Genomic DNA, 17,308 nt, shown 5'->3' with positions numbered 1-17,308 from the left:
TCCGAATCACTCGAATCCCTCGGCTTGCTACGATATGACGACTTTCTCGGTGCGCAAATTCCTCGCGGCCGCGGTGGTAGCGGCGTGTTTGCCGCTCGTACCGCACACGGCGTCGGCGGCTCCCGCAGCCAATCTGCCCGACTTTACTGACCTCGTCGACAAGGTTGGTCCGGCGGTCGTCAACATTCGCACGACTACACGTGTGTCGAACAGCAGCGCCCGCGGCGGATTGCCGCCAGGTATGGACGACGGCGACATGTCGGAGTTTTTCCGCCGCTTCTTCGGTATCCCGTTGCCGCAGTCGCCACAATCACCGGGTTCGCCCGGTACGCCGCGCGGCGGCGATAACGGCGGAAGCGGTAGCGGCGGCAGCCAGGACTCGCCGGATAACAGCGATCCGGAACAGAACAGCGGCGTCGGCTCAGGCTTCATTCTGTCGGCAGACGGCTACGTGATGACCAATGCGCACGTCGTGGACGACGCGGACACCATTTATGTCACCCTCACCGACAAGCGCGAGTTCAAGGCCAAACTGATCGGTGTGGACGATCGGACCGATGTTGCCGTCGTGAAGATCAGTGCTGCCAACTTGCCGACCATTACGATTGGCGACTCGAACAAGGTGCGTGTGGGCGAGTGGGTGGTCGCGATCGGTTCGCCGTTCGGTCTCGAGAACACGGTAACGGCCGGTATTGTCAGCGCCAAGGGGCGCGACACGGGCGATTATCTGCCGTTCATCCAGACCGACGTGGCCGTCAATCCGGGCAATTCAGGCGGCCCGCTGATCAACATGCAGGGCGAAGTGATCGGCATCAATTCGCAGATCTATAGCCGTACTGGCGGCTTCATGGGTATCTCGTTCGCGATTCCGATCGACGAGGCGATGCGCGTAGCGGACCAGCTGAAAACCTCGGGTAAGGTTGTGCGCGGCCGGATCGCGGTGGCGATCGGTGAAGTGACGAAGGACGTAGCCGATTCGCTCGGCCTGCCGAAGGCGCAGGGCGCGCTGGTCAGCAGCGTCGAACCGGGTGGCCCGGCGGACAAGGCCGGCGTGCAGCCGGGCGACATCATCCTGAAGTTCAACGGCCATTCGGTCGACACAGCAACGGACTTACCACGCATGGTCGGCGATACGAAGCCGGGCACCAAGTCGACTGTTACGATCTGGCGCAAGGGCCAGACGCGTGATCTGCCGGTCACGATTGCCGAGATGCAGCCGGACAAGACAGCCAAGGCGGATCAGAAGAAGCCGCCAGTGCCGAAGCAGCGCGCCACCAACGTGCTGGGTCTCGCCGTTAGCGATATTCCGTCTGATCAACTGAAAGCGCTGAAACTGCACAACGGTGTGCAGATCGACGCAGTAGATGGCCCGGCTGTGCGCGTCGGGCTGCAAAAGGGCGACATCGTCCTGCGTGTGGGCGATACGGATATCACGAGCGCGAAGCAGTTCGACGACCTGACCTCGCACCTGGACCCGCAGAAGATGGTGGCGCTGTTGGTCCGTCGCGGCGAGAACACACAGTTCGTGCCGATTCGTCCGCGCAGCGCGCAGAAATGAAGAAAGTGGCACCGCTCACGCTCTATGGGCGCGCGTGGTGCCACTTATGCGACGACATGCGTGCCGCGCTCGAGCCTTTGCTGGCCGAATTCGGCGCGCAAGTCGTCGTGATCGACATTGACACCGATCCATTGCTGGAAGCCCGTTACAACGAGCTAGTGCCGGTTCTGCTCTGCGACGGTGTCGAACTGTGTCACTATCACCTTGACGCGGCGCGGGTTCGCGCCGCGCTCGCCGCACGCTTTGTGGCGGCGCATTCGGGATCCACACATTCGGGGTCCAATTAAGGGCCCAACCAGGCGCAAACCTGCGTCGTTGACCCCCGGTTTCACGTCTCTCCTGAGCCGTCTTTTCCGCTCGAGCCTCGCAAGATGCGCCGGGCGATAGCCTTTTCGGCTAAAATAGATAGGTTTTTCACCTACTTACAAGGCGTGCTCCGCTATTGTCCGGGCGCGCCTTTTTCGCTTGATCGGTACTGAATGGATCATATTCGTAACTTTTCGATCATTGCGCACATCGACCATGGCAAGTCGACGCTCGCCGATCGCATCATCCAGATCTGCGGTGGCTTGTCCGACCGCGAGATGGAATCTCAAGTGCTCGACTCGATGGATCTCGAGCGCGAGCGCGGCATCACCATCAAGGCACAAACCGCCGCACTGACCTATAAGGCCCGTGATGGGCAGATCTACAACCTGAACATGATCGACACGCCGGGCCACGTCGATTTCTCGTACGAAGTCAGCCGCTCGCTGTCCGCGTGTGAAGGCGCGTTGCTGGTCGTCGACGCGAGCCAGGGCGTGGAAGCGCAAACCGTCGCCAACTGCTATACGGCGATCGAGCTTGGCGTCGACGTGATTCCGGTGCTCAACAAGATCGACTTGCCGGCCGCGAACCCTGAGAACGCAATCGAAGAAATCGAAGACGTGATCGGTATCGACGCAACCGACGCTACGCGTTGCAGCGCGAAGACCGGCCTTGGCGTGGAGGACGTGATCGAAGCACTGATCGCCAAAGTGCCGCCGCCCAAGGGCGATCCGGAAGCGCCGTTGCAGGCGCTGATCATCGACTCATGGTTCGACAATTACGTCGGCGTCGTGATGCTGGTGCGTCTGATGAACGGCACGCTTCGTCCGAAAGACAAGATCCGCATGATGGCGACCGGCGCGCAGTACCCGGTTGAGCACGTCGGCGTGTTCACGCCGAAGTCGAAGAATCTCGAATCATTGTCCGCAGGGCAGGTGGGTTTCATCATCGCCGGCATCAAGGAATTGGCCGCAGCGAAGGTGGGCGACACCGTCACGCTGGTGAACCGTCCGGCTGCCGAGCCGCTGCCGGGCTTCAAGGAAGTGAAGCCGCAGGTGTTCGCCGGCCTCTATCCGGTTGAAGCCAACCAGTACGACGCGCTGCGTGATTCGCTGGAAAAGCTGAAGCTCAACGACGCCTCGCTGCAGTACGAGCCGGAAGTGTCGCAGGCGCTCGGCTTCGGTTTCCGTTGCGGCTTCCTCGGCCTGTTGCACATGGAGATCGTGCAGGAGCGTCTCGAGCGCGAGTTCGACATGGACTTGATCACCACGGCGCCGACCGTAGTGTACGAAGTCCTGCAGCGCGACGGCACGACCATCATGGTCGAAAATCCGGCCAAGATGCCGGAGCCGTCGAAGATCGAGGAAGTACGTGAGCCGATCGTCACGGTGAATCTGTACATGCCGCAAGAGTACGTTGGCGCGGTAATCACGCTGTGTACAAACAAGCGTGGCAACCAGATCAACATGCAGTATCGCGGCCGCCAGGTCCAGTTGACCTATGAAATCCCGATGGGCGAAGTCGTGCTCGATTTCTTCGATCGTCTGAAATCGATCTCGCGCGGCTACGCGTCGATGGATTACGAGTTCAAGGAATACCGCGCGGCAGACGTCGTGAAGGTCGACATGCTGATCAACGGCGACAAGGTGGATGCGTTGTCGGTGATCGTGCACCGTTCGCAAAGCCAGTATCGCGGCCGCGAAGTGGCGGCGAAGATGCGCGAACTGATTCCGCGCCAGATGTACGACGTCGCGATTCAGGCCACTATCGGTGCGAACATCATTGCGCGCGAAAACATTAAAGCGTTGCGTAAGAACGTGCTGGCAAAATGCTACGGCGGCGATATTTCCCGTAAGAAGAAACTGCTCGAGAAACAAAAGGCAGGCAAGAAGCGAATGAAGCAGGTGGGATCGGTCGAGATTCCGCAAGAGGCTTTCCTCGCGATCCTGCGTGTCGAAGACAAATAAGACGAACAACGGAACCCTATGAATTTTGCGCTGATTCTTTTTGTGCTCGTCATTTTGACGGGCGTCGCATGGGTCGCAGACAAACTGATTTTCGTGCCGCAGCGGCGGCGCGCGGCGGATGCGGTGGTCGCCGAGTTCGACCGCCAGCAGGCACGCGTCGGCGAGCGTTTCGCCGACGAAAACGCGGCGCAAACACGTGCCCGTCTGCGTGACGACAAGCTGCGCCAACCGTGGTGGCTCGAGTATTCGGCGAGCTTCTTCCCGGTAATTCTGGTGGTGTTTGTGGTGCGCTCCTTCGTGGTCGAGCCGTTCAAGATTCCTTCAGGCTCGATGGTGCCGACGCTGCTGGTAGGCGACTTCATCCTCGTCAATAAATTCGACTACGGCATCCGTCTGCCGATCACCAACACGAAGCTCACCGAAGGCCGTCCGCTCGAGCGCGGCGACGTCGTGGTGTTTCGCTACCCGAAAGACGAATCCGTCGACTACATCAAGCGCGTGATTGGCCTGCCGGGCGACACCGTTGCTTATCAGGACAAGCAACTCACGATCAACGGCAAGCCGGTGCCGGAAACGGCGCTGCCTGACTACCTCGACGAAGAGCGCCTCGGTTACGCGAAGCAATTCGAAGAAGATCTCGATGGCAGCAAGAACGCAATTCTGAACAACCCGGCTGTGCCGCCGTTCATCGTCGGCGCGGAAGATTATCCGTATCGCGATAACTGCACGTACAACGCACGCGGCGTGATCTGCAAAGTACCGCCGGGCAATTACTTCATGATGGGCGACAACCGCGATAACAGCGCTGATAGCCGCTACTGGGGTTTTGCGCCGGACAAGAATGTCGTCGGCCGCGCGTTTTTCATCTGGATGAACTTCAGCAATCTGAAACGCATCGGCTCATTCCACTGAGCGGGCATGCATTGATTGCACAACACGCCGCGGCGGTGGCCCACACCTAGGTCATTTCCGTCGCCGCGTGTTATCACGCTACTTTAAGAATCTGCGGTAACGTCGCTTCACTACGCTTTTTCCGCTGGCCGTCCCGCGTTTTCGCCGGGGCAGGCGCCCGCGTTATACTCTGCCCATGCCCCTATCTCCGTTGGAAAGCCGTCTGCGCTACGAATTTCGCAATGCGGAATTGTTGCGCCAGGCTTTAACGCACCGCAGTCATAGCGCCACGCATAACGAACGGCTCGAGTTCCTCGGCGACTCCGTTCTAAATTGCGCGGTGGCTGCGCTTTTGTTCCAACGTTTCGGCAAACTGGACGAAGGCGATCTGTCGCGCGTCCGCGCCAATCTGGTCAAACAGCAATCGCTTTACGAAATCGCTCAGGCCCTGAATATTTCTGAAGGGCTGCGTCTCGGTGAGGGCGAACTGCGTAGCGGTGGCTTCCGCCGTCCGTCGATCCTCGCTGACACGCTCGAAGCAGTGCTGGGCGCGGTGTTCCTCGACGGTGGTTTCGATGCCGCTCAGACGGTGGTCAAGCGCCTTTACGTGCCGATTCTCGATCACATCGACCCGCGCACGCTCGGCAAAGACGCCAAGACGCTGCTGCAGGAATACCTGCAGGGTCACAAGATCGCGTTGCCGACCTACACGGTCGTCGCGACGCATGGTGCGGCGCACAATCAACAATTTGAAGTCGAATGCACGGTGCCGAAGCTGGAGGTCAAAGTGTCCGGCTCCGGCGCGAGCCGTCGGGCTGCCGAGCAGGCTGCGGCCAAGAAGGCGCTCGACGAAGTGATGGCCGCCGCGCCCGCGGTGGTCGCCAAGCCCAAGCGTTCGAAAGGCGCCCGTGCGGCGAAGAATGCCGAGCCCGAGATTGTGCCCGGTGTGACCGGTGTGCAGGCCGCGCTCGATTTGCGCAGCCCGGATCGCAAAAGTGATCGCGGAACCGGGCGGGGTGAGGCCCGTACGGCGTCGGCAGCGGAGTCCGCAGCCGAACGGTCGACCCTGACCGCGACGTCTGCGCCGCTGGCCGTGATTCGCGCCGCGCACGTCGAATATAGCGGCCAGGACAAGTCAGAGCGCGCGGATAGGGCGGAAAGAGCCGATAAGGCAGCCTCCCATGCAAATGACAAGTCTGCCGACAAAGCGGCGACGGAGAAGCCAGCCGAAAAGCTGGATGCTAAATCAGCCGAAGTCCGATCCGAAGGCGCCAAGCCTGCGGACGTTAAGACCGCCGAAGCTAAGCCTGATGCTGCCGCCGTCCGTAGCGCCGACAAACACCGCAGCCGTGAAGCCGTTCCCACGCCTGGCGTGCCGGCACCTATCGAAGACGAACCCGGCGTAGTCGACGCGGTGCAAACCCGCGTCGCCGACGCGGGCCATTGATTGCCATCGGCGCGCCATTCCCCGCGCGTCGGTCTGAACTTGCCGTAGCCCGAATATGAACGCTCCCACTCCCCCTGGTTTTCGCTGCGGCATGGTCGCGATCGTCGGCCGCCCGAACGTCGGCAAGTCCACGCTGATGAACGCGCTGGTCGGCCAGAAAGTCAGTATCACGTCGCGCAAGGCGCAGACCACGCGCCACCGCATCACCGGCATTCATACGTTTGAAGACGCACAGTACATCTTCGTCGACACACCGGGTTTCCAGACCAAGCACAGCGGCGCGCTGAACCGTTCGCTCAACCGCGCGGTCACGTCCACGCTGAGTTCGGTCGACGCGATTCTGTTCGTGATCGAAGCTGGCCGCTTCGGCCCGGACGACCAGAAGGTGCTCGACCTGATTCCGCCGTCGGTGCCCACGCTGCTGATCGCGAACAAGCTCGATCGCGTGTCGGATAAGGATTCGCTGTATCCGTTCATGCAGCAAGTGAGTGCGCTGCGTCAGTTCAACGAGATCGTGCCGCTGTCGGCGAAGAATCCCGACGACATCAAGCGCTTGCTGGCAACGATCAAGCCATTCCTGCCGGAAGGCGCACCGATCTACGGTGAAGACGACCTGACCGATCGCAGCGAGCGTTTTCTTGCCGCCGAAATCCTGCGCGAAAAAGTATTCCGCTGGACCGGCGACGAACTGCCGTACACGAGCACCGTGCTGATCGACAAGTTCGAGACAGAAGGGCGTCTGCGGCGCATTTTTGCGACCATCATGGTGGAGCGCGATACGCAAAAAGCCATGATCATCGGCCAGAAGGGCGCCAAGCTGAAGCAGATCAGCACTGAAGCGCGCCTCGATATGGAAAAACTGTTCGACGGCCCGGTGTATCTGGAAACCTTCATCAAGGTGAAGAGCGGCTGGGCCGACAACGAAGCTGGACTCCGCGCGTATGGGTACGAATGACGCGCGGATGACGCTGAATTCCGACGCTGACCCGGACAACTCGGAGCCGGCAGCGCCGGCCCGCGAGCCATCCAAACCCGCTCGCAGTACCAAAAAATCCTCATCGAGTGCCAAAGGCGCTCAGGCTACTCAGGGCGCCGAAGCCGAGCCGCGCAAAGCGCCGACGCGCCGCGCGCCGCGTACGTCCGCTTCCGATTACCGGATCGCGGAGCAACCCGCTTTCGTCCTGCACAGCTATCCCTACCGTGAAACCAGTCTGATCATTGACGTGCTGTCGCGCGATCACGGCCGTCTCGCGCTCGTCGCGAAGGGCGCGAAACGTCCGCACTCCGCCTTGCGAGGCGTGCTGCAGACCTTCCAGCCGCTGGCGTTGTCGTGGTCCGGCAAATCGGAAGTGCGCACGCTGACCGGTGCCGAATGGGTCGGCGGCATGTTGCCTTTAGCGGGCGACGCGCTCCTCTGCGGTTTCTATGTCAACGAGCTGCTGGTTAAATTCTGCGCACGCGAAGACCCGCATCCGCAACTATTCCATCACTACGTCGTCACGATGACGCGCCTCGCGCATGACGAGCCGCCCGTGCAGGTGTTGCGTTCGTTCGAGCGTGTGCTGCTGCGCGAAACCGGTTATGCGATGGCGCTCGATCGGACCGTGTCGCGCAAAGCGGTGCAGGCTGAAGGCCGCTACGTGTTCGACCCGGAGCGCGGCGTGCGCGAAGCATCCGACGATCTGCCAGCGCAATGGCCGGTAATCTCCGGACAGACCTTGCTCGATATGGAAAAGGACGATTACCATCGAGCGCAGACGGTGGCGCAAAGCAAAACGCTGATGCGTTATCTGCTCAACACTTACCTTGGCGGCACGCCGCTCGCGACGCGCCAGATACTGATCGACTTGCAGAACCTATGAGCTTCTTTCTTACGTCGCCGAATGTGATTGACCTGGGCGTGAACATCGATCACGTCGCCACGCTGCGCAATGCGCGCGGCACGTCGTACCCCGATCCGATCCGCGCTGCGTTGATGGCCGAAGAGGCCGGCGCCGATGTGATTACGCTGCATCTGCGTGAAGACCGCCGCCATATCGTCGATGCCGACGTGCGCAAGCTGCGGCCGCTCTTGAAAACACGCATGAATCTGGAATGCGCGGTCACTCAGGAGATGCTCGATATCGCATGTGAAGTGCAGCCGCACGACGTTTGCCTCGTGCCGGAAAAGCGTCAGGAACTGACGACGGAAGGCGGCCTCGACGTCGCCGGCCAGTTCGAAGCCGTGCGCGCCGCATGCAAGCAACTCGCCGCAGCGAACTCGCGCGTGTCGCTCTTCATCGATCCGGACGAAACGCAGATCCGCGCGGCGCACGAAGCGGGCGCACCGGTGATCGAGCTGCACACCGGTCGCTATGCGGAAGCACACGATCCCGCCGAGCAGCAGCGCGAATATGAACGCGTGGTGCGTGCCGTCGAGTTCGGTGCAACGCTCGGCATCAAGGTCAATGCAGGTCACGGCCTGCACTACACCAATGTTCAGCAGATCGCCGCGATCGAAGGCATTGTCGAGTTGAATATCGGCCACGCGATTGTCGCGCACGCGATCTTCGCCGGTTGGGACAACGCTGTGCGCGAGATGAAGGCGATCATGGTCGCCGCTCGTCTCGGCGCAAGCGCTTAAGGCCGCGGCGGCGCCTATGACGATCTACGGCATTGGCACGGACATCGTTCAGGTCAGCCGTGTGGCCGCGGTGATGACACGCACCAACGGCCGCTTCGCCGAGAAGGTGCTCGGTCCGGACGAGCTGCGTGTTTATCACGCGCGCCACGCGCGTTCGGCGGTGCGTGGACTCGCATTTCTCGCCACGCGGTTCTCGGCCAAAGAAGCATTCTCGAAAGCGATCGGCCTCGGCATGCGCTGGCCGATGACCTGGCGTGCGTTGCAAACGCTCAATAAACCGAGCGGCGAGCCGATGGTGGTGGCCTCGGGTGAGCTGGCCGAATGGCTCGACGCGCGCGGCATCACGGCGCGCGTGACGATTAGCGACGAACACGACTACGCCGTGTCGTTCGTGATCGCTGAAACAGGGGATGGGGCACGAGGATCGGACGCTCCCCACGCGCCCGCCAGCGACGAATAAAAATATCTTGAACGCGGTGCACGTCGGCCGACGTCTCTCTTTGCTCCAGGCTTCTTTCTAGCGGAATTCGATGAAAAACACTCCCGGACCGGTCATGCTCGACGTGGTCGGCACAACGCTGAACGACGACGATAAACGCCGCCTTGCCCATCCGATGACCGGCGGCGTGATTCTGTTCGCACGCCATTACGAGAGCCGCGCGCAATTGATCGCGCTGACCGAGTCTATCCGCGCGATTCGCGACGATCTGCTGATTGCCGTCGATCACGAAGGCGGCCGCGTGCAGCGTTTTCGCACCGACGGTTTCACGGTGCTGCCGGCGATGGGCAAACTCGGCGCGCTGTGGGATAGCGACGTATTGCACGCCACCAAGGTGACGACCGCGGTCGGCTATATCCTCGCGGCTGAATTGCGCGCGTGCGGTATTGATATGAGTTTTACGCCGGTGCTCGATCTGAATTACGGTCAGTCGCAGGTGATTGGCGATCGCTCATTTCATCGCGATCCGCGCGTCGTCACCTTGCTGGCGAAGAGCCTCAACCACGGCCTCGCGTTGGCCGGCATGAGCAATTGCGGCAAGCATTTCCCAGGGCACGGCTACGCGCACGCGGACTCCCACGTGGCGATGCCGGTCGACGACCGTTCGCTCGACGAGATCCTGCGCGAGGACGTAACGCCGTACGACTGGCTTGGCGTGTCGCTCGGGGCCGTATTGCCCGCGCATGTGGTTTATCCCCAGGTCGACTCGAAGCCGGCTGGGTTTTCGCGTGTCTGGCTGCAGGACATCCTGCGCAAGAAATTGCGCTTCGAAGGCGCCGTCTTCAGCGACGATCTTTCGATGGAAGCCGCGCGCCAGGGCGGCACGCTGACGGAAGGCGCGAGCGCCGCGCTGGAGGCCGGTTGCGATATGGTGCTGATCTGCAATCAGCCGGACGAAGCGGAGAAGGTGCTGGACGCGCTGCGTTTCACGCCGTCGAAGGAGTCGCAGCAGCGGCTTAAACGCATGCGGCCGCGCGGCAAGGCGCTGAAGTGGAGCAAGCTTGTAGCCGAGCCACAGTATCTGCAAGCGCAGGCCTTGTTGCGCAGCGCGTTTGCATGAGCAAGAGCAAGAGCAAGAGCAAGAGCAAGAGCAAGAGCAAGAGCAAGAGCAAGAGCAAGAGCAAGAGCAAGAGCAAGCTGTAGGCAACTGATCAGCAACCAGATCGTATGTATCGAGCAAAAAAACGGCGCCTTTTTCGGGCGCCGTTTTCTATTCAAGCCTGGCCAGCCGCGAAGCCGGCCTCACGGGTCAGTTCAACCGCATCCGTTGCAGCTTGTTGTACAGCGTCTTCGGACTGATGCCCAGCAGCGACGCCGCGCGATGGCGCGTGCCGCCGACTGCATCCAGCGTTGCGCGGATCAGCATTTCCTCGACGTCCGCGAGGGGGGTGCCGACGGTGACCTGCACGCGGCTGCCGTTCAGATCGCGCCCGTTCATCGAGCCCGCTTCATCGGCGCGTAACGATTCCAGCACATCGCCCGACGCGTGATACGCCCGGCGTACGCGGTCCTGCAACTCGCGCACATTGCCCGGCCACTCGTACGAAAGGCACTCGCGCAGGAAATTCGGGCCGATCTGCTTGGTGACGTCCGCGGTGCCGCGCGCGATCGCTTCCTGATTCAAATCGTCGACGACCGCTTGCGCAATCAGCGCCGGATCTTCGCCGCGCTCGCGCAACGGCGGCAAGGTGATGGCGGCGGCTTCGAGACGCAGCGCGAGGTCTTCGTGCAGGCTGCCGTCGGCGACTGCCGCGCGTGGATTTTTGCGCGTCGAGGCGATCAGCCGGAAGTCGGTCACTACCTGATTCGTGCCACCGACCCGCATGAAGGTCTGCGAATCGAGCGCACGCAGTAGCGCTTCCTGTTGGGCGCGCGGCAGCTCGGCGATTTCGTCGATGAACAGCGTGCCGCCGCTCACCTGCTCGAACAGGCCGGACTCGCGTTGCTCGGCACCACCAAACGCGCCACGCTCGTGGCCGAACAGCAGGCTGTCGAGTGAGCGATGTGCCGCGATGCTGCCCGTCGTCCGGCAGTCGAACGTGACAAACGGCCCTTTGCGGCGCCGGCTCATGTCGTGCAGCGTGCGCGCGGCTAGCTGTTTGCCCGTGCCGGCTTCGCCGGAAATCAGCACGGCGGCTTCGGTTGGCGCGATATGTTCGATCGTGTCGTACACATGCTGGATCGCACCGCTGCGGCCCAGTAACGAGCCGAAACGACCGAGTTGACGCAGCGACGCGCGCAGCGTCTGGACTTCTTCGGTGAGCTCGTACGGACGCGGAATCCGGGCGAGCAGACTACGCAAACGCGGGATATTGACCGGTTTGAGCAGGTAGTCCCAGATGCCGTGCCGCAGACCCTCGATCGCGCTCTCCACTGTCGCGTTGCCAGTCATCACAATCACGGGCAGGGCGCCGCCTGGCGGATGCGCGGGCAGGTGCTGCAACACATCGAGCCCGCTGCCGTCCGGCAGATTCAAATCGACCAGCACGACATCGGGAATGAAGCGCGTCAATGCCGCCCGGGCCTCGGCGATGGTGGTCGCGGTGTCGACGGAGAAGCCGTCGGCAGCGAGGATGGCGGACAGGCCTGACAGGCTATTGGGATCGTCTTCAACAATCAGGGCGTGTGGCATGGCGAGCGCTATTTTTTAGATGGACGGGATGCCTGGTACGCCGCGCCGATACGCTGGCGCGCGACACGGGCGCGATGGCTGGCCGGTACTGCCGGTCGAATGCCATACCGCGCGGGCACCCTTTGCCACGGCGGCGGGATAGCCGCAACCCAATAGGCATGGGTGCGGCGCGGGGAGCGATTCGACTCAAGTAGTTCTGGTCCTTTACTTTCAATGGATGCCCGCCCTGACGCGATATGACGCGTGGGCGAGGCTCCTGTATTTCCTTCATTCGACCGGTCAGAAATCCCGGTTGCTGTCGAAGAAACGTCTTACCTCGAGTTCCGCTTGGTCGCGGGTCTTACCGTATCGCTCCTGGATCAGCCCAGTCAGTTTGTCGGCGCGGCCTTCTGCCTTGGTCAGCTCGTCGTCCGTCAATTCACCCCATGCTGTCTTGGCCTTACCGATCATTTGCTTCCACTTGCCTTCAGCGATGTCGTTATTCATGCCGCATCTCCGGAGTTGAGGGAATCAAGCCTTACGGCCCGTATCTCAGAGAAGCATGGACTGTGCCAAAGTTAATTACTTAAGCTTATCAATGGTTTGTTCGACGCAAGGCAGGAAGAAAAGGGTACGCGGGCAGGCATTTTTGAGAAAACCACCGGTAAAGTTTTCCTCAACCATACACGGCGGCGCAAAAAAGAAAAAGCGCCCAAGGTGGGCGCTTTTTCTTTTGCCATTTTTTCCCTGCGCCGGATTTGCTTCCGTGCAGGAGTCAGGCTGCAGGCGCTTTAGGCGCGGCTGCGGTACTCGTGGGTACGCGTGTCGATCTCGATCTTGTCGCCGATGCTGCAGAAGAGCGGCACTTGCAGTTCGAAACCGGTGGTCAGCTTGGCGTTCTTCAACACCTTGCCCGACGACGTATCGCCCTTGACTGCCGGTTCCGTGTAGATGATTTCACGGACCAGCGTGGTCGGCAGTTCGACCGAGATGGCTTTCTCGTTGTAGAACACAACTTCGCAAGCCATGCCGTCTTCGAGGTAATGGAGGGCGTCGCCCATCATTTCGCCTTCGACTTCGAACTGGTTGTAGTCGGCGTCCATGAACACGTACATCGGGTCAGCGAAGTACGAGTACGTGACTTCCTTGCGCTCCAGCACGACGACGTCGAACTTGTCGTCTGCCTTGTACACGCTTTCCATGCCTGCGCCGGTCAGCAGGTTCTTGAACTTCATCTTGACGACGGCGGAGTTGCGGCCCGATTTGTTGTATTCGGCCTTTTGCACGACCATCGCGTCTGCGCCGATCATTACTACGTTGCCGGTGCGGAGTTCCTGTGCGGTCTTCATAAAACTGTCCTGTACGAAATAAGTAGCGTCAACTTTTGCTCAACGGCATACGGCGCAAGCGGCTTCGCTGCTCCTTGCACTACGTACGGCGCGGCGCCGCCTTGGGAGCGGTGCCTGCCGGGAGCAGTGCGTGGCGCGTGGCCGGCTTGCCGCGGTGACTCGCGGCGAAGTTGCAAACCTGCAACCCCTGCAATCCGTTACCTGCTTTTTACCCTGTGCGGGCGTGTACACGAGTGGCACCGATCGACAGGATGCGTCCCTTTTTTGACGTTTGCCGAATGAATTCCCTAGGGCAACTCGCTGCGATCGGGCCGCGCTTGCGTCGTCGGCCGTTGGATAACCGCTTATTTTAACTGAGTTTTTGCGAACAAGGCCAGATTTCCAGCGAGGTCGCCCACCTTGGCCAGTTCGCCGGCCCATTCGGCCGCGCGTTGCTTCAAGGTCGCCCGGTGGCGCTGAAATTCCGCCCAGTCCGGCTGGCCCGCGCCGTTCCATGCGTGCCAGAAACGCGCGAGGGCGTCCCGCGCGTCGGCCGGCAGGGTGCGGCCATAGTGGGCGAGCGCTGCGTCGAGCTTCGGCAGATGGGCATCGTCGGCTTGGGGGTAGATGTGCCAGACAAAGGGTTTGGCGGCCCATTGGGCGCGCACGAACGAATCTTCGCCGCGCACGAAATTGATGTCGCTGGCCCACAGCAGCGTGTCGTAGCCGGGTTGCTCCGTAAAGGCGAGCGCGTGGACGCTGAGGCCGCCGCGTTCGGCGTGCGAACCGGCGTTAAACGAAGGCAGGTCGAAAAAGCGCGCCACCGCGCCCGAAATGCGGCCTTCCGGCACCAGTAGAACGACCGGCTCGGCGCTGTCGCGCCATTGCTCGAGCAGGCTTTCGACGGCAGGGTTTTCGTAGGCGAACAGCGAGACGACCGTGGCTGTGGCCGGTGGCGGCGCGAAGCCGGTGGTCGCCAGCCACCACGCTTCGCGCGCCGCTGGCGACGCCTCGAAAGCCGCGCGCGCGGCGTCGAGATGCCGTTCCTTCAGTACGCCGCCGGTGCCGGGGCCGAGTCCCGGGAAAAAGAAGGTCTTCGTCAGCGGATAGCGGGGATGCGGCGATGGCCGCAGGTGGAAATCCGCGACCCAGTCTTCGGCGCTCAGATATTCGAGGTTGAACCAGACCGGCGCGCGCTCGCGCCGCGCCATCGCGGCGACGTAGATCGGCGGCAACTCGCAGGCGAATGCCTCGATCACGACATCAGCCACCTCAAGCGTATCGCCCGCGTGGGCCGGTTCGTGCCAGTGTTCGATGACGATGCCGCCAACCGCCTGACGCGCGCGATCCAACGCCAGCGACGGGCACAACTTCTGGAACGCATGCAGGTCGTCGACGAACACACGCACCTGCCAGCCATGCTCGCTTGCCAGTTGCTGCGCGAGACGCCAGCACACGCCGATGTCGCCGAAATTGTCGATTACCGCGCAAAAGATATCGCAGGCGATTGCCGAGGGCGCGGTGGTGGGTTGTTCGGCAGGGGGCGTAGCGGAGGACATGGTGGCCTGAGTCGCAGAGTGGAACGGGTGGCGTGCTTGGGTTCTGCAGGGCCTTGCTGGCGGGCGATGCCATCAGGTGCAGGAGCCGCCTTGCACCGCTGCATCACGCCGCTCGACGCAGCAGGGTTCGAACGCGCGCGGAATGCTCTAAACTGGCGATTCTAAAGCACTCGTCCGCGGTTCCGCGCCTAAGTGGCCATTCAGCGCGCAGCACGCGGGCAGAGGCTTCGCGACACTGTCCCAGCCAACCGATTCTGCATGACCGAACCCGAAGCAACCGACGTTTTCGAGCCGAAAAAATTGCTCGCCCAATTGCCGCATCTGCCCGGCGTCTATCGCTATTACGATACGCAGGGCGCGGTGCTTTACGTGGGCAAGGCGCGCGATCTCAAGAAGCGCGTCTCGAGCTACTTCACGAAGACGCAACTGTCGCCGCGCATCGCGATGATGGTGACGCGCATCGCGCGCGTCGAGACCACCGTCACGCGCTCGGAGGCTGAAGCGCTGCTGCTCGAAAACAATCTGATCAAGGCGCTGGCGCCGCGTTACAACATTCTGTTTCGCGACGACAAGTCGTATCCCTATCTCAAGCTGACCGGTCACAAGTTTCCGCGCATGGCGTATTACCGCGGCTCGGTGGATCGCAAGAATCAGTACTTCGGTCCGTTCCCGAGTGCGTGGGCGGTGCGCGAGAGCATCCAGATCCTGCAGCGCGTGTTCCAGTTGCGCACCTGCGAAGACTCGGTGTTCAACAACCGCACGCGGCCGTGTCTGCTGCATCAGATCGGCCGCTGCACGGCGCCGTGTGTCGCGGCAATCAGCGAAGAGGATTACGCACGCGATGTCGCCAACGCGTCGCGCTTTCTGCTCGGCCGGCAGGGCGAAGTGATGAAGGAGCTCGAGCAGAAAATGCATGCATTTGCGAGCGAGCTGAAGTTCGAGCAGGCCGCGGCGGTGCGCAATCAGATGAGCTCGCTGTCGACCGTGCTGCATCAGCAGGCGATCGAAGTCGGCGGCGATAGTGACGTGGATATTCTCGCGGTCGTCGCACTCGGCGGGCGCGTGTGCGTGAATCTCGCGATGGTGCGCGGTGGCCGGCATCTGGGTGACAAGGCTTATTTCCCTGCGCATGTGGAAAGCGCGTTGACGGTCGGCGAGGGCGGCCTTGAAGAGGGCGACGGCGATGACCTGCTGGTCGATGCTGCGATCGGCCCAGGCTCGGTATCTGACGAAGCCGCAACCGAAGCCGTAACCGGCGCGAACGCATCGTCCGATGGTGCTGACGCGCTCGCGATCGCTGGGGAGATGCCGGTCGAAGAGGACGATGACGAGGCAGACGCTGCTGTCGAGACCGAAGCGGATGATGCGGCCGAGTCCGAGTCCGAGTCCGATCTCGAGCCCTCGGCGCCGCGCAAGGGCCGTGCAATCGCCGGCGGCATTGAGTCTGAAGTGCTGGAAGCGTTCATCGCGCAGCACTACATCGGCAATCGCGTGCCGCCGGTGCTGGTGGTCAGCCATGCGCCATCCACACGCGAGCTGGTCGATGTGTTGATCGAGCAGGCCGGCCACAAGGTGACGGTGCTGCGCCAGCCGCAAGGCCAACGGCGCGCATGGCTCGCCATGGCCGAGCAGAACGCGCGGCTCGCGCTCGCACGCCTGCTCTCGGAACAGGGCTCGCAGCAGGCCCGCACACGCGCGCTCACCGATACGCTCGGCATGGAGTGCGACGACCTCGCGCATCTGCGCATCGAGTGCTTCGACATCAGCCACACGATGGGCGAGGCGACGCAGGCGTCGTGCGTGGTGTATCACCATCACAAGATGCAGTCGTCCGAATACCGCCGCTACAACATCACCGGCATCACGCCGGGTGATGACTACGCGGCAATGCGCCAGGTACTCACGCGCCGCTACGAGAAGATGGTCGCGCAAGCGGCTGCGAACGCTGCGGACGAAGCCGCGGAATTGCAAACCGACGCGTCCGCGGACCCGTCACTCGCACCGGATGCCGCGGAGCCGGCGGCGGCGGGCGGCATTCTGCCGACCATCGTATTGATCGACGGCGGCAAGGGTCAGGTCGAAGTCGCACGCCAGGTGTTCACTGAACTGGGTCTCGATACCGGCATGCTGGTCGGTGTCGCGAAGGGCGAAGGACGCAAGGTCGGCCTCGAGACCTTGATTTTCGCCGACGGCCGCGCGGCGCTCGAACTCGGCAAGGAAAGCGCGGCGCTGATGCTGGTCGCGCAGATCCGTGACGAGGCACACCGTTTCGCCATCACCGGCATGCGCGCGAAGCGCGGCAAGACACGCCAGACCTCGCGGCTCGAAGAGCTCGAAGGGGTGGGCGCGAAGCGGCGTCAGCGGCTGTTGGCGCGCTTCGGCGGGCTGCGCGGGGTGGTCGCGGCAAGTGTCGAGGATCTGGCGAGCGTCGAAGGGATTTCGCAGGCGCTTGCCGAGCAGATCTACCGGCAGTTGCACTGATCGCGGTACGTCACGCTGCCTGACGGGCGGCAGGTGAG

Annotated in this window: 15 protein-coding genes; 11 read left to right on the top strand and 4 right to left on the bottom strand. The window is 62.1% G+C overall.

The window, feature by feature from the left end:
• The first annotated feature begins 34 nt into the window (after positions 1-34).
• From PQQ52_RS00920 to nagZ, 10 genes are all read left to right on the top strand, one after another.
• The gene (locus PQQ52_RS00920; protein WP_408205992.1) at positions 35-1,558 is read left to right on the top strand and encodes a DegQ family serine endoprotease; all 1,524 of its coding nucleotides are present in this window, start codon (positions 35-37) and stop codon (positions 1,556-1,558) included.
• Positions 1,555-1,845, top strand: coding sequence for a glutaredoxin family protein (locus PQQ52_RS00915; RefSeq protein WP_408205990.1), 291 nt, complete (start codon positions 1,555-1,557; stop codon positions 1,843-1,845). The genes PQQ52_RS00920 and PQQ52_RS00915 overlap by 4 nt, the downstream gene beginning before the upstream one ends.
• A gap of 192 nt (positions 1,846-2,037) precedes the next feature.
• Positions 2,038-3,831 (top strand): translation elongation factor 4, encoded by a 1,794-nt coding sequence (gene lepA, locus PQQ52_RS00910; RefSeq protein ID WP_408205988.1) that lies wholly within the window; start codon positions 2,038-2,040, stop codon positions 3,829-3,831.
• 18 nt (positions 3,832-3,849) lie between these two features.
• The gene (lepB, locus tag PQQ52_RS00905) at positions 3,850-4,743 is read left to right on the top strand and encodes a signal peptidase I (RefSeq protein WP_408205986.1); all 894 of its coding nucleotides are present in this window, start codon (positions 3,850-3,852) and stop codon (positions 4,741-4,743) included.
• A 175-nt stretch (positions 4,744-4,918) separates the two neighbouring features.
• Positions 4,919-6,169, top strand: a complete 1,251-nt coding sequence (gene rnc, locus PQQ52_RS00900) for a ribonuclease III (RefSeq protein WP_408205984.1) — start codon at positions 4,919-4,921, stop codon at positions 6,167-6,169.
• Between the two features lie 55 nt (positions 6,170-6,224).
• Positions 6,225-7,124: a GTPase Era gene (era, locus tag PQQ52_RS00895; RefSeq protein ID WP_408205982.1), complete on the top strand. Its 900-nt coding sequence runs from the start codon at positions 6,225-6,227 to the stop codon at positions 7,122-7,124.
• Entirely contained in the window at positions 7,111-8,031 is a 921-nt protein-coding gene (gene recO / locus PQQ52_RS00890) for a DNA repair protein RecO (RefSeq protein ID WP_408205980.1), read from the top strand. The genes era and recO overlap by 14 nt, the downstream gene beginning before the upstream one ends.
• On the top strand, positions 8,028-8,792 hold the full coding sequence (gene pdxJ / locus PQQ52_RS00885) for a pyridoxine 5'-phosphate synthase (protein ID WP_153134886.1): 765 nt from the start codon (positions 8,028-8,030) through the stop codon (positions 8,790-8,792). The genes recO and pdxJ overlap by 4 nt, the downstream gene beginning before the upstream one ends.
• A 16-nt stretch (positions 8,793-8,808) precedes the next feature.
• Complete coding sequence (gene acpS / locus PQQ52_RS00880; RefSeq protein ID WP_408205978.1) at positions 8,809-9,252, top strand: holo-ACP synthase; 444 nt, start codon at positions 8,809-8,811, stop codon at positions 9,250-9,252.
• Between the two features lie 70 nt (positions 9,253-9,322).
• Positions 9,323-10,351 (top strand): beta-N-acetylhexosaminidase, encoded by a 1,029-nt coding sequence (gene nagZ, locus PQQ52_RS00875; protein ID WP_408205976.1) that lies wholly within the window; start codon positions 9,323-9,325, stop codon positions 10,349-10,351.
• Positions 10,352-10,540: 189 nt separating this feature from the next.
• Here the strand turns inward: nagZ and PQQ52_RS00870 are convergent, their stop codons facing one another.
• The 4 genes from PQQ52_RS00870 to earP all read right to left on the bottom strand — a co-directional run bounded on the left by PQQ52_RS00870 (position 10,541) and on the right by earP (position 14,789).
• Entirely contained in the window at positions 10,541-11,923 is a 1,383-nt protein-coding gene (locus PQQ52_RS00870) for a sigma-54-dependent transcriptional regulator (protein WP_408205974.1), read from the bottom strand.
• A 279-nt stretch (positions 11,924-12,202) separates the two neighbouring features.
• Complete coding sequence (locus tag PQQ52_RS00865; protein ID WP_408205972.1) at positions 12,203-12,409, bottom strand: CsbD family protein; 207 nt, start codon at positions 12,407-12,409, stop codon at positions 12,203-12,205.
• A gap of 284 nt (positions 12,410-12,693) precedes the next feature.
• Complete coding sequence (gene efp, locus PQQ52_RS00860; RefSeq protein ID WP_035547317.1) at positions 12,694-13,251, bottom strand: elongation factor P; 558 nt, start codon at positions 13,249-13,251, stop codon at positions 12,694-12,696.
• A 344-nt stretch (positions 13,252-13,595) separates the two neighbouring features.
• On the bottom strand, positions 13,596-14,789 hold the full coding sequence (gene earP, locus PQQ52_RS00855; protein WP_408205970.1) for an elongation factor P maturation arginine rhamnosyltransferase EarP: 1,194 nt from the start codon (positions 14,787-14,789) through the stop codon (positions 13,596-13,598).
• A 258-nt stretch (positions 14,790-15,047) separates the two neighbouring features.
• On the opposite strand from earP, the gene uvrC reads away from it, so the two are divergent.
• Positions 15,048-17,270: an excinuclease ABC subunit UvrC gene (gene uvrC / locus PQQ52_RS00850; RefSeq protein ID WP_408205968.1), complete on the top strand. Its 2,223-nt coding sequence runs from the start codon at positions 15,048-15,050 to the stop codon at positions 17,268-17,270.
• The last annotated feature ends 38 nt before the right edge of the window (positions 17,271-17,308 follow it).

The organism is Paraburkholderia sediminicola (genome assembly GCF_046030555.1).
Taxonomy (GTDB): Bacteria; Pseudomonadota; Gammaproteobacteria; order Burkholderiales; family Burkholderiaceae; genus Paraburkholderia; species Paraburkholderia sediminicola_E.
Note: the sequence above shows the minus strand (reverse complement) of the source record. Positions and strands in the feature narration are given on the sequence as shown.